The sequence below is a fragment of the Mesorhizobium sp. M7A.F.Ca.AU.001.01.1.1 genome (assembly GCF_004022735.1).
Lineage (GTDB): Bacteria > Pseudomonadota > Alphaproteobacteria > Rhizobiales > Rhizobiaceae > Mesorhizobium > Mesorhizobium ciceri.
Window position 1 is genome coordinate 1 of record NZ_RZPF01000092.1, and the last position, 12608, is coordinate 12608.

A 12608-nucleotide genomic window follows, 5' to 3' on the forward strand; every position below is an offset into this window, starting at 1 on the left:
GGTCAATACCGAATATGCCGAGAAATGGCCCAACATCACCGCCAAGAAGGAACCGCCGGCAGACGCGAAATCCTTCGACGGCGAGGCCGGCAAGTTCGAGAAATACTTCTCCGCCGAGCCCGGCGAAGGCGATTGACAATACGGCCGGAAAGGCCGGTATTACGCAGGGTAAGAGGCACGTCACATTAACCGGCTTGACAGCCGGCGCCGGGTTGTGGCCTTCGCGTATGCAGCAAAACCTTGATTCTTCCGACTTTTTGTGTTACATCAGCGAAACATGCCGGTGACACAACGTCGATTTATGGCGCAGACGCCCCAAATCACTGAAAGGTGAAAATCCCATTCGGACCAGAGCGATCTGGGCCAGGCGGTCGCGATGTTGCGGTTTGCCGGTCCGGCTTTTCCGATGGGTTCATCTGTTGTGCGGCTAACGGTCGGTTTCTCCGATCGCGCGAGTTCGGGCCGGCAGGACGCCGGTACCACAACAAGGAGTTCAGTGCGCAATGGCAACGATCACCCCGCAGAAGAAGTCCACCGCTGCGCGTCACGGTTTCAAGACCGGCGAGTACATCGTCTACCCGGCGCATGGCGTCGGCCAGATCGTCTCGATCGACGAGCAGGAAGTTGCTGGACACAAGCTGGAACTGTTCGTCATCGACTTCTCGAAGGACAAGATGCGCCTGAAGGTGCCGGTCGCCAAGGCGACCTCCATCGGCATGCGCAAGCTGTCGGAAGAGGATTATGTCGAGCGCGCGCTGAAGGTCGTGCAGGGCCGCGCCCGCGTCAAGCGCACCATGTGGTCGCGCCGCGCCCAGGAATATGATGCGAAGATCAATTCGGGCGACCTGATCTCGATCTCGGAAGTCGTGCGTGACCTCTACCGCGCCGACAACCAGCCGGAGCAGTCCTATTCCGAGCGTCAGCTCTACGAGGCGGCGCTCGACCGCATGGCCCGCGAGATCGCGGCCGTCAACCGCATGTCGGAAACCGAAGCCGTGCGCCTAATCGAGGTCAACCTCAACAAGGGCCCTAAGCGTGGCGCCAAGGCCGACAATGAAGAGGCCGAGCAGGAAGAAGCTGCCTGATCTTTCTCACCTTTCGAGAAATCCTGCGTGAAACGATTGGAGGCTCCGGTTTGACCGGGGCCTCTTTTGCTTTCGGGCGGCAGCTTCGATGTTGGTAGGCCCTGCGCACCAGCGTGCTGCATCGCGGCTTGCCGGCGCGCCGAGCCGTCGAGCGCGCGTTTCGTTTTAACGTGTGTCGCCACTTATCGCCTTGCCGCCAAAGCAGACCGCGGTAATGGTCTCGCGCAATTCCTCGTCGGCGATCGGCTTGTGCAGGATGCGGCTGCCGCTGGCGCTGATCTCCTTGAGGCGCGCCGGCGACGTATCGCCAGTAATGATGATGGTCGGGACAAGCCGGCCGATATGGGCGTGAAGCGCACGGATCGCGTCGGTGCCGGTGGTGTCATTCTCGAGACGGTAGTCTGCGATGATCAGGTCGACCGGCGCATCGCCGGCAGCCAGCGCCGCCGTATGGGCCTCCTGCGCCTCTGCGGCGGAGCGGCCGGGATAGACACGATGTCCCTCCAGGCTGAGCAAGCGCACCATGGCATCGAGAACGTCGCCCTCGTCCTCGACCACCATGATGCCGGCGGCACTGCTGGCCGGCGATGTCGTGTCGACCTCCAAGCGAGCTTGCACCGCGCCGGCCTTCGCGACGGTGATGGAAAACAGGGAACCGCGCCCGGACGTCGAAGCCAATTTCAGGGGGTGCCCCAACAGCTCGGCGGTGCGGCGAACGATGGCGAGCCCGAGTCCCAGGCCTTGCGTGCGGTCCCGCGCCGGGTTCTGCAACTGCACGAACTCCTCGAAGACCATCCCCTGCTGATCGGCGGGGATGCCGGGGCCGCTGTCGAGGACCTGTATCTCCACACATGCGCCGCGCCGGCGACAGCCCAGCAGGACACCACCTTGCTTGGTGTAGCGAAGGGCATTCGAGATCAGGTTGTTGAGGATGCGCTTCAACATCATCGGGTCGCTGTCGACGTAGAGACTGCTGTCTACCACGCGCCACGTAAGTCCGCGTTGTTTTGCCTCGGCGGCGAATTCATTGCGAAGATCACCAAAGAGGTCGCGCAGCGGCACCGCCTCGCTCGCGACCGTGACGATGCCCGCATCGAGCCGCGAGATATCGAGCAAAGCGTTGAGCAGCCCACTGAAGTTGCTGACAACCGATTTCGCCCGGCTGGCCAGATCGCGCGCCTCGCCGGAGGGTACGTCGCCGCGCTGCCCCAATATGGCAAGCGTCGAGACCAGCAGGCTCAGGGCATGGATCGGTTGGCGCAGATCGTGACTCGCCGCCGCCAGAAAACGCGTCTTGGCACGGTCGGCGGTCTGCGCCCTGTCGCGTTCCTCTTGCAGGTGCTCGACCAGCGTTTCGTTCTCCAGTCGCAGGCTGACGGTTTCGCGCAGCATGCGGTAGGTGATACGGCAGTAGTAGAAATTGATCGCCACCAGCGATGCGAGCAGGAACAGGAAGGCGCCGGAAATATCGCTTTGGGTGGTCAAGCAGCGCAAGGCGACCGGCACCACCGTGGCCAGGATGGAACCGACCAGCGCCGGCGGAAAGGCCGACAGCGACGGCACCGTACCGCAGACGAGACCAGTCAGGACGATGACCGTGAAGGACAGCACGATCGGCGCCTCGGGCATAAAGCCGACCCAGCCAAGCACCCCCCACAGAAGGCCCGACATACAGGAAAACGCCGTGGCCAGCCATGCCCAGCGCAAGATCGAGCCGCGATCCCTTGAGCGGCTGAAAAAACGGCGCGACGCCAGCACCCGGATAGCCGTCAGCAGATACAGCGCCGCCAGCCAGCCGATCAGCCAATTGGCGGAAACGGCCGTTCTCAGAACATAGACCGCCGCCATCGAGATCACGATGTTGGAGATGACCACGCCGTAGGAATTGCGATACAGGAGTTCGACCAGGGCCTGGCGTATCTTGTCTTCCTGCATCGAATCCCTCCAATTGTCCCAAGTAATTCTCCGGCCGGTCTTCCCCGGTACCGTTGATCTACCGGCAACCTGTTTCGCATAAGTTGGCGATCGATCCATATACGCCGCTGCAGCCCTGGATGGTGCCCCGATGAACCGCTCGCTCACCGCCATACTCGCCGACGACCATGCCATCGTGCGCGAGGGGCTGAAGTTGCTTATCTCGGCTATGGACAATGTCTCGGTCGTCGCCGAGGCTGCGGATGGCGAGGCGCTGCTTGGCCAGCTGCGAAGCACGCGCGCCGACCTTTTGATCCTCGACCTCGGCATGCCAGGTGTGGCCGGGATGCAGTTTATCGCCACCATCAGGACCTTGGCGCCACGCCTGCGGATCGTGGTGCTGACGGCCAATGTCGAGCCGAGGACAGTACGCGCCGCGCTCAGCGCCGGCGCCAACGCCTACCTGACCAAGGATGGCGATCCCGAGGAACTCGGCGCTGCCATCGAAGCGGTCAAGAACGGAGGCACCTATCTGGCGAAAACCGTTCGCTTCGCGGTCAGCGATATAGGCAGGGAAAGCGAGCCGATAGCCGCGCAGGAAATCCTGTCCCCGGTACCGCTGACGCGGCGCGAACGGCAGATCCTTCAACTGGTGGCGCAAGGCATGATCACGCGCGACATCGCCGAACGACTGGGCATCAGCCTGCCGACCGCTCGCAAACATCGCGAAAATCTGATGGGCAAGCTCAGTCTCCACAACACCGCCGAACTGACCGCCTACGCGGTTCGTCTGGGATTGCCCACCGGCTGATATCGCAGCCGCTACAATGGGCAACCCGGCAACGGCCCCTTAACCATCGGCAGATTAGCCAAACCCGATCATCATCCAAATACGGCATCCGCCGTATGTTTTCGGCCTGCCCCCCGGCCTACTCCTCCCACGGCTTGATCACATGGGAGGAGCTGTCATGCCATCGCTGGATCTCTGGATTCCGTTCGCCCTCGCAACACTCGCCTTCGCCTGCATGCCAGGACCGGCGATTCTCTACATGACAGCGCAGACGCTGGCCCATGGCCGTCAGGCGGGATTGATGGCGGCACTGGGTGTCCATCTTGGTTGTTACGTGCACATCCTGGCCGCGGCGGTCGGGCTCGCCGCACTGATGGAACACGCGCCGGTCGCTTTCTTGGTGATCCGATGGGCGGGCGCCGCATATCTCATTTCGCTGGGCCTTGCCATGTTCCTGGGCTGGAACCGGATGGGCGAGGATGGTGCCAGGCCGGCCCCGAACACATTTCGCGACAGCATGGTCGTCGAGATCCTCAATCCCAAGACGGCACTGTTCTTCCTGACCTTCCTGCCGCAGTTCGTGGATCCGTCAGCCGGCATGGCCGTCGGGTTGCAGTTCCTCATCCTCGGCATCATCGTCAATCTCATCTTCTCGATGGCCGACCTTGCGGCGGTCGGCATCGCCTCGCTCGCCGTTGGCCGGTTCACTGGCGCCGGATGGGTGATCCCAAAGACATGCGGTTCGATCCTCATCGGACTTGGCGTGGCGCTCGTCAGCCATCATATCTGAACCTGCAAATGAAGAGCCGCGATTTCGAGGGAGATCTGACGGTGAAATTTCAGCGGCTGCTGGCGGCAAGGCCCGATATGCCGAAGGATGGCTGACGGCCTGCTCGCGCATCCGGCAAGATATACCGGAACCGGCGCGCCTTCGGGGCCATCGCCCGAATTCTACAGACCCTAGGCCGCGCCTACCCGCCGCCGCCTTCCTTCTCAGCCTCCTGCTTCAGCGTCGCAATGAACCGCTTCGTCCGTTGCTGCTCCGGATTGTTGAACAGCACCGCGGCCGGTCCCTTCTCGACGACGACGCCGGCATCGAGGAACACCACTTCCTTGGCGATCTTGGAGGCGAGGCGCAGATCATGCGTCGCCATCACCATGGTCGTGCCTTCACTGGCGAGCTTGCCAAGCACGTCGACCACCTCTTGCGCCAGTTCCGGGTCGAGTGCCGAGGTCGGCTCGTCGCAGAGCAGCACTTTCGGCGACGGCGCCAAGGCGCGGGCGATCGCCACGCGCTGCTGCTGGCCGCCCGACAGCGTCGCCGGCCAGGCGTCGGCCTTGTGCGCCATCCCCACCTTCTCCAGCAGAGCCAGCGCCCGCTCGCGTGCCCTCTCAGGCGCCCATTTCAGCACCGTCACCAGCCCTTCCATGACGTTCTCGATCGCGGTGCGATGCGGAAACAGCTGGAAGTTCTGGAACACCATGCCGGTCTGCAGCCGCAGGCGCTGGATATCCCTGGCCGGAACCCTGCCACCAGGATGGAATTCGAGCGTCTCGTCGCCGATGCGCACCGTGCCCGAGGTCGGGATCTCCAGGAGGTTGATACAGCGCAGCAGGGTGCTCTTTCCCCCGCCCGACGGGCCGACCAGCGCCGTGACGCTGCCTTCGGCAATGGTGACCGTCACGCCCTTCAACACGAGATTGTCGCCAAAGCGCTTTTCGATGTTGCTGAGGCCGATCATGAGCGTGCCTCCAGGAAGCCGCCATAGCGGTTGAGCCGGGTCTCCAGCCGCGTCTGCAAGGCCGACAGCACCGAACTCAGCGCCAGATAGAGGATCGCCGCCTCGACATAGAGGATCAGCGGCTCATAGGTGGTGGCGACGATGCGCTGCGCCGCCTGGAACATCTCCGGCACGGTGATGGCGGCGGCCAGCGACGTATCCTTGACCAATGAGATAAAGGTGTTGGAAAGCGGCGGCACCGCGACCCGGCCGGCTTGCGGCAGGATGGTGCGCCGCATCGCCTGGCTCCAGGTCATGCCGATCGAATAGGCCGCTTCCCACTGGCCCTTCGGCACCGACCCTATGGCCGCGCGGATGATTTCCGACGTGTAGGCGCCGATGTTGAGCGTGAAGCCGATCAACGCCGCCGTGAAGGCGTCGAGCAGGATACCGACCGACGGCAGGCCGTAGAAGATAAGGAACAGCTGCACCAGCAGCGGCGTGCCGCGGAAGATCCAGACATAGAAGCGCACCAGCGCGACCAGCGGTTTCGGACCAAACAGCCGGGCAAGCGCCGCACCCAACCCAACGGTCAGCCCAAGGACGAAGGACAACAGCGTCAGCGGCACGGTGAAGATCAGCGCCGCCCACAACAGCGAAGGCAGCGACTCCAGCATCAGTTGCAGCCAGTGCGGCACGTAAGACCCTCCAAATAAGTCGAGGCTTTCGTCGAGGCGCGACATATCACGACAAAAGCGGCGGACCGTCAAAGACGACTCGCCGCTCGATATGTCCTGTGGGCCGCGGAGCGGCCCGCCTCATAGATTACTTCGAAACGTCCTGGCCGAAATAGGTGTCGGAGATTTTCTTATAGGTGCCGTCGGCCTTGATGTCGGCCAGCGCCTTGTTGATCGCCGCGACCAGCTCCGGATCGCCCTTGCGCACGATGACGCCGGAATAGTCGGCGTTTTCCTCTTGCGCGGCGATCTTCACATTGGCGTCGGGCTTGTGCTTCTTGAAGTCGAGGAACGACAGGCTGTCATTGATCGTGGCGTCGGCACGGCCTGTCAGAAGCAGCTGGATCGATTGGTCGAAGCCATCGGTGCCGACCAGCTCGGCGCCGTTCGTTTCGGCCAGCTTGCCGAAATTCGAGGTCAGCGACTGCGCCGACTTCTTGCCCTTGAGATCGGCAAAGGTCTTGATGTCTGTGTTGTCGCCGCGCACGATCAGCACCGCCTTGGAGGCGATGTAAGGATCGGAGAAGTCGTACTTGGCCTTGCGGGCATCGGTGATGCCGACCTCGTTGATGACGGCGTCATAGCGATTGGCGTCGAGGCCGGCGATCAGCCCGTCCCACTTGCCTTCGAGGAATTCGACCTTGACGCCGAGCTTGTCGGCGATCGCCTTGGCGATTTCGACGTCGAAGCCGACCAGTGCGCCCGAAGTGTCATGATAGGTGAATGGCGCATAAGTGCCTTCCGTGCCGACCTTGATGACCCCGGCCTGCTTGATCTGGTCGAGATTGGCGCCGGCATGGCCTGCGGTGACAGCCAAGGCCTGCAGCGTTCCGGCGATGATGAGCGACTTGAGCCATTTCATTTTTCTGTGATCCCGTCCTTGGCCGGCCGACCGGCATATTGTGAGCGCTGGAAACTGACAGATGCAAGTCGAAAAAATAAGGAACAGAATTCCAAAAACAATCAGTTTCTGAAATCAGATACTCAAACTGGCGCTTTCCAGCCGACATCACGGCTATCGCGGGTAGTCCCCGGAGTCCGCCAGGCAACACATACCCGCAGCCACGGTCGCGGAACCTTTCCCGCGCATGGCAGTTCTGGCTGTTCTAGGGCACGACGCCGCCATTTCAACCCAGGCGCCAGCCAAGTTTGCAAAGTCATCCGCACCACCCAGGGAGCGCCTCATGATGGAAGACACGGCAGGACGGATCATGGTCCGCGCGGCGATGAAGGCTCCCTACCTCGAGCGTGACGAAGAGCATCGGCTTGCATTGCTCTGGAAAGAGGACAACGACCAGAACGCGCTGCACAGCATCACCGTCGCGCATATGCGGCTGGTCATTTCCATGGCCTCCAAATTCCGCCATTACGGCCTGCCGCTCGGCGACCTGGTCCAGGAGGGTCATGTCGGACTGCTCGAGGCCGCCGCCCGCTTCGAGCCGGAGCGCGAGGTGCGGTTCTCGACCTATGCGACATGGTGGATCCGGGCCTCGATGCAGGACTATATCCTGCGCAACTGGTCGATCGTGCGTGGCGGCACCAGCTCGGCGCAGAAGGCGCTGTTCTTCAACCTGCGACGCCTGCGCGCGCGGCTGGCGAATGGCGCCGAGCCACTGTCAAACGCAACGCTCTATCGCGAAGTATCGGAAGCACTCGGCGTCTCCGAAGCCGACGTGGCGATGATGGATTCGCGGCTGTCGGCTCCCGACTCCTCACTCAACATGCCGGTTGCCGACGATGCGGGTTCGACCGAGCGCATGGAATTCCTGGTCTCGGACGATCCGCTGCCCGACGAGATCGTCGGCGACAAGATCGATGTCGCGCGCCGCTCGCTCTGGCTGAGGGAGGCGCTTCGCGCGCTCAACGCACGGGAGTTGAGGATCATCGAGGAACGCCGGCTTAACGACGAGGGCGCGACGCTGGAAGCGCTCGGCGAAACCCTCGGCATCTCCAAGGAACGCGTCCGCCAGATCGAGGCCCGCGCCATGGAAAAGCTGAAGGTCGCGTTGGTGAAGCAGAATCCGGAGTTCATGGCGACTGCCGCCTGAACGGCGGCAGGCGTCCGCAGGTGCCTACTTGTCCGTGACGATCTTGACCTTGTCGCCGGCCGAAACCGCGGCACCAGGCGACAGCGCGTTGAGGACGCGGAACAGGTCGAGCTTACGGTCGACGCCGACCATCTGCGCCGAAAGCGAACCCATCGTCTGCCCAGGCTGGACAGTGACGACGCGGATGCGCAGCGGCTTCAGCGCCGCCTTTTCGGCGGCACTCAAGATCCGGAACGAGCCGCTGACCGAGCGGGCGATTGTGTCCAGCGACGTGCTGGCCGAAGGGGCCGCGGTCAGCAGCCGGTAGACCTGGCCGCCGGCGCGGATCACCGCAATGTCGAACTGCCAGCCTTCGGCGCCGGCATGCGCGGTCGCTGCCTCGTTGCCGTTGATGGTTTCCTGCCTGACGCTGCTGTCGACGAGACCAGCCACCCAGCCGCTGCGGATATAGTCCGTCAGCGCCCGGTTCTTGTCGATCGACACGCCATCGAAACGGATCGCTATGTCGCCGGGGCCGGTGGCCGTCACCGCTGCCGCCGAATTGTCGATGATGAAGCCGTCCGGTACCGTGAACGAAACGCCAAGGCCCGGATGCAGGAAGGTTTCGCCGCGTACATAGCCTTCTTCCGGCGTGTCGCCATAGAGCAGGCCGTCTATGCCGGCGAGGAAGGAATCGCGGTCGCGCGTGCCGACGCCCGGCGCGCCGAACTGGCGGGCATGGCGCTGCGCCAGATCGATGCGCTGCGGCGTATTGGGGTGCGTGGCCAGGAAATCGAGGCTGGCGTCGGTGGCGCCGCTGATCGAGCGGAAATCGGTGTAGGCCGACATTGATTGCAGGAAGCGGCCGGCGGCGAAAGGATCGTAGCCGGCCTCGCCGATCGACTTGATGCCGATGGCGTCGGCTTCCAGCTCCTGGTTGCGCGAGAATTGCGCGAGCCTCAGCTTGCCGCGGATCAACGCCGCCTTGGCGGTCGGGCTGTCGCCGAGCACATCGGAAACCACCTTGGTCGCCAGGCCTTCCTCTGCCTCGAGTTGCTGGCGCTGCAAGCCGTGATTGGCGGTGACGTGGCCCATCTCATGCGCGATGACAGCTGCAAGCTCGGCCGAATCATTGGCCAGCGCCAGGAGGCCGCGCGTGATGTAGAGATAGCCGCCCGGCAGCGCGAAGGCATTGACATTGGGCGAATTCAAAATGGTGATGCGATAGGTCTGTGTCGGGTTGGCGGACACCACCGTCAAACTACCGACCACCTTGGCGACCATGCGCTCGAGCTTGGGATCGGAATATTCGCCGCCATAGGTCGCCAGGATGCGCGGATGCTGCGCCCTGGCCAATTCGGCGAGCTTGTTGTTGGCGCCGACATTGTCCACCGTGATCGGCTTGTCGGAAGGCTGGAAGCCGGATTCCTGAACCTCCGGCGGCGTGAACATCTGGCAGCTTGCCAACGCCACGGCAAAGCCGGCCAGCGCGAGAAAGCGCGCCAGCGGTTTCATTCCCAATGTGTTAGCGCCGATCGCCAGAACGGCTTCCTTTCGGGTCCCGGCACATGACATTGAAAATCGGGGACGATCTTCAGAATGTTCACGTGCCATATCTCAAACTGCTGCAGTATCCGCGGCCCATCCCAGGGGCGGGCGCCGGATACTGCAGGCAAATCACGGCCTGTGCCGGACCGGTAGGGCGGACCTAGCCACACTCCCCCGGTCATGGCAAGCAAACGCCACATCGCCTGGAGCCGGTTTGACCGTAAATTATGTCCGCTTCCGGGCAACATCGCGTGATGTGGAATATCCGGCACCCGCGCCGATATAGCGCCGGAACGCCTCCGGACCAGCCCCGGCGAAGAAATCATCAGCCTTGCCGGTGGCGGCGACCAACCCATTGTCGACAAACACCATATGCTCGCCGATGCGGCGTGCATCCTCCGGCTGGTGGGTGACGAACAGCACTGTCATGGCGCGTTCGGCATGAACGGCGGCAACCAGATCCAGCATCTCGTCGCGTAAAGCCGGTCCGAGCGAAGCGAAGGGCTCGTCGAGCAGCAACACCGGTCGGTCGCGCACCAGCACGCGGGCCAGGGCGACGCGCTGGCGTTCGCCCCCGGAGAGCTCGCGCGGCAGGCGTTTCTCCTTGCCCGCAAGACCGGTGCGCGCAAGCGCCTCGGCGACCGCAGCGCGGTCCGCCTCGGTCAGCCGCAGGGATGGCGAGCGGCCGAGCCCGACATTCTGCTCGACGGAAAGATGCGCGAAGAGATTGTTCTCCTGGAACACCATCGACACCGGCCGCGCCGAGGCCGGCTCGGCGCTGACATCGACACCGCCGACCAGCACGCGGCCCGACCGTGGGGTCTCGAAGCCGGCGACCAGATTGAGCAGTGTCGACTTGCCCGAACCGCTCGGCCCCATGATGGCGGTGATCGTCGCCGCGGCAAACTCGACATCGAAAACAAGCGGCGCCTCGCCATAGCTGCCATAGCTGAACGACACTTTGTCCAGCCGCACCGGCGCGCCCTTCGCGAGCCCGTTGGCCGCCTTTTCACGCATCACGGACCTCCTCCCTTCCCAGCCAGTGCGCCGCCACGATCAACGCGAGACAGACGAGGCCGAGCAGCAGTGCGAGGCCGGCGGCATCCTCGGTGCGGTAGCTGCCCATCCGAGCCAGAAGAAGGTAGGGCAATGTCTGCACGGAATCACTGCCGAACAAGGCAATGACACCGAGATCGCCGAGCGACAGCGCCATGGCGAAAGCGAAGGCCGTGGCGAGCGGTCGCCGCAGCGACGGCCAGTCGACCAGCATCAGCCGGTTCCAGCCCGCAATGCCGAGCTGTGCACAGAGCCGTTCGTGACGCTCGCTCGCTGCATCATAGGCGGGACGCACGGCGCGGAGCGCAAACGGCATCGCCATCACCGCGTTGACGGTGACGACCATGACCGGAGCGATGGCGAAGACATCGCCGACATGGCGCAACAACAGGAACCAGCCGGCGCCGACGACGATCGGCGGCACGACCAGGACAAAACCGGCGCCTGTATCGGTGGCGTGTTCGAGCAGTGTCTTTGCGCCGGCACGGCGGTTCAGCGCCAGTGCCCGCCGCGCCATGGTCAGCGCCAGCGACAGCATCACCGAAAGCAGCGCCGACAGGAAGGCGAGCGCCGCACTGGTCAGCGTTGCCTGCCGGACAGTGGCCTCGCCGGCCAAGCGGGCGAGATCGGCACTCAATCCGGCCATCACGGTTGCCGCCATCGGCCCGACAACGAACAGCAGCGCCAGGACGATGAGTAGCGCGTTCAACCAGGTCTCGCTCCGATTGACCGAGAGATAGCGGCGTTGCGCGACCGGCAAATTGGTGTCGCCGACCACATTGGCGCCTAGCCGCGTCAGTGCCAGCACCACGATAAAGGTCAAGGCGATCTGCAGCAGCGTCAGTGCAACGGCCCGTGCGGGATCGAAATCGAAGCGCAGCGCCTGGTAGATGCCGACCTCAAGCGTCGTCGCGGCCGGCCCGCCGCCGAGCGTCAGCACGATCGTGAAGGATGTGATGCAGAGCATGAACACAAGCCCGGCGACGCCGGGCAGTGCGGCGCGCAGCGTTGGCCATTCGATCAGCCGGAACGCCGGCCGGGCCGCCATGCCGAGTTGGCTCGCCAGCCGCCATTGGTCGGCCGGTATGGTCTGCAGCGCCTCGAGGAACAGCCGCGTCGCCAGCGGCAGGTTGAAGAAGACATGGGCGACGAGAATGCCGGACAGGCCATAGATGCCCGGCCAGCTTCCGCCGCCGATAACGGCAAGCACGCCGGCGAAGTAGCCGGCACGGCCATAAAGCGCCAGGATGCCGAGCGCTGCAACGATGGCCGGCAGCGCCAACGGCACGGCGAAGATCTGCAGGATGAAGGCGCGGCCGAAGAAACGTGGATGCCGCGACAGAGCGCGCGCCACAAACAGCCCCGGGATGACCGAAAGCAGCGTCGACAGGACCGCTTGCCAGAGCGTGAAGCGAATGACGCGAAGCAGATAGGGATCGAAGGCTGCCCAGGCGCCCGAGAAATCATGGGCGCCCTCGAAAAGCAGGCCGGCAAACGCGCCGCCGATCAGCAGCGCGATTGCAGCGAGCGCGACAATGCCGGCACTGACGCGGGAATCCGTGGAATGCGCCGGCGCCATCGCGCTGCCTATTTGCTCATCGCCGCCAGCCATTCATCGACCCAGGCCTTGCGGTTGGCGGCGACCTCTTGCGGGCTGAACAGCAAGGTCTTCGTCGGCTTGACCAGTTTGTCGAAGGCCGGATTGAGCGGCTTGTCGGTCTTGCCTGCCG

Annotated in this window: 12 protein-coding genes and 1 pseudogene; 5 read left to right on the plus strand and 8 right to left on the minus strand. The window is 63.7% G+C overall.

Features of this window, described 5'->3' with window-relative positions; translation table 11 throughout:
• Positions 1–136: DUF3470 domain-containing protein (locus EN884_RS08270; protein WP_128360525.1), on the plus strand; the 136-nt coding region annotated here is incomplete at its 5' end.
• A gap of 367 nt (positions 137–503) precedes the next feature.
• On the plus strand, positions 504–1085 hold the full coding sequence (locus EN884_RS08275) for a CarD family transcriptional regulator (RefSeq protein ID WP_013529179.1): 582 nt from the start codon (positions 504–506) through the stop codon (positions 1083–1085).
• Between the two features lie 165 nt (positions 1086–1250).
• Here EN884_RS08275 and EN884_RS08280 read toward each other — a convergent pair whose 3' ends face one another.
• Complete coding sequence (locus EN884_RS08280; RefSeq protein WP_063169188.1) at positions 1251–3020, minus strand: ATP-binding protein; 1770 nt, start codon at positions 3018–3020, stop codon at positions 1251–1253.
• A 130-nt stretch (positions 3021–3150) separates the two neighbouring features.
• Between EN884_RS08280 and EN884_RS08285 the strand changes: the two genes are divergently transcribed.
• On the plus strand, positions 3151–3810 hold the full coding sequence (locus EN884_RS08285; RefSeq protein WP_063169189.1) for a response regulator transcription factor: 660 nt from the start codon (positions 3151–3153) through the stop codon (positions 3808–3810).
• A 157-nt stretch (positions 3811–3967) separates the two neighbouring features.
• Positions 3968–4579 (plus strand): LysE family translocator, encoded by a 612-nt coding sequence (locus tag EN884_RS08290; protein WP_024502939.1) that lies wholly within the window; start codon positions 3968–3970, stop codon positions 4577–4579.
• Between the two features lie 181 nt (positions 4580–4760).
• Here EN884_RS08290 and EN884_RS08295 read toward each other — a convergent pair whose 3' ends face one another.
• The 3 genes from EN884_RS08295 to EN884_RS08305 all read right to left on the minus strand — a co-directional run bounded on the left by EN884_RS08295 (position 4761) and on the right by EN884_RS08305 (position 7109).
• The gene (locus EN884_RS08295) at positions 4761–5531 is read right to left on the minus strand and encodes an amino acid ABC transporter ATP-binding protein (RefSeq protein ID WP_013529175.1); all 771 of its coding nucleotides are present in this window, start codon (positions 5529–5531) and stop codon (positions 4761–4763) included.
• Entirely contained in the window at positions 5528–6208 is a 681-nt protein-coding gene (locus tag EN884_RS08300; RefSeq protein ID WP_013529174.1) for an amino acid ABC transporter permease, read from the minus strand. The genes EN884_RS08295 and EN884_RS08300 overlap by 4 nt, the downstream gene beginning before the upstream one ends.
• A gap of 127 nt (positions 6209–6335) precedes the next feature.
• Positions 6336–7109 carry an amino acid ABC transporter substrate-binding protein gene (locus EN884_RS08305; protein ID WP_013529173.1) on the minus strand — a complete coding sequence of 258 codons (774 nt, stop codon included), beginning with the start codon at positions 7107–7109 and terminating at the stop codon, positions 6336–6338.
• 322 nt (positions 7110–7431) lie between these two features.
• Between EN884_RS08305 and EN884_RS08310 the strand changes: the two genes are divergently transcribed.
• Positions 7432–8295 carry an RNA polymerase factor sigma-32 gene (locus EN884_RS08310; RefSeq protein ID WP_013529172.1) on the plus strand — a complete coding sequence of 288 codons (864 nt, stop codon included), beginning with the start codon at positions 7432–7434 and terminating at the stop codon, positions 8293–8295.
• Between the two features lie 24 nt (positions 8296–8319).
• Here the strand turns inward: EN884_RS08310 and EN884_RS08315 are convergent, their stop codons facing one another.
• The 4 genes and pseudogenes from EN884_RS08315 to tbpA all read right to left on the minus strand — a co-directional run.
• Positions 8320–9789 carry a M48 family metalloprotease gene (locus EN884_RS08315; RefSeq protein WP_024502938.1) on the minus strand — a complete coding sequence of 490 codons (1470 nt, stop codon included), beginning with the start codon at positions 9787–9789 and terminating at the stop codon, positions 8320–8322.
• A gap of 258 nt (positions 9790–10047) precedes the next feature.
• Entirely contained in the window at positions 10048–10839 is a 792-nt protein-coding gene (thiQ, locus tag EN884_RS08320; RefSeq protein WP_063169190.1) for a thiamine ABC transporter ATP-binding protein, read from the minus strand.
• The gene (thiP, locus tag EN884_RS08325; RefSeq protein WP_024502936.1) at positions 10832–12457 is read right to left on the minus strand and encodes a thiamine/thiamine pyrophosphate ABC transporter permease; all 1626 of its coding nucleotides are present in this window, start codon (positions 12455–12457) and stop codon (positions 10832–10834) included. Before thiP ends, thiQ begins: the two co-directional genes overlap by 8 nt.
• 8 nt (positions 12458–12465) lie before the next feature.
• Positions 12466–12608, minus strand: a pseudogene (gene tbpA / locus EN884_RS39415) (thiamine ABC transporter substrate-binding protein); the annotation flags it as partial.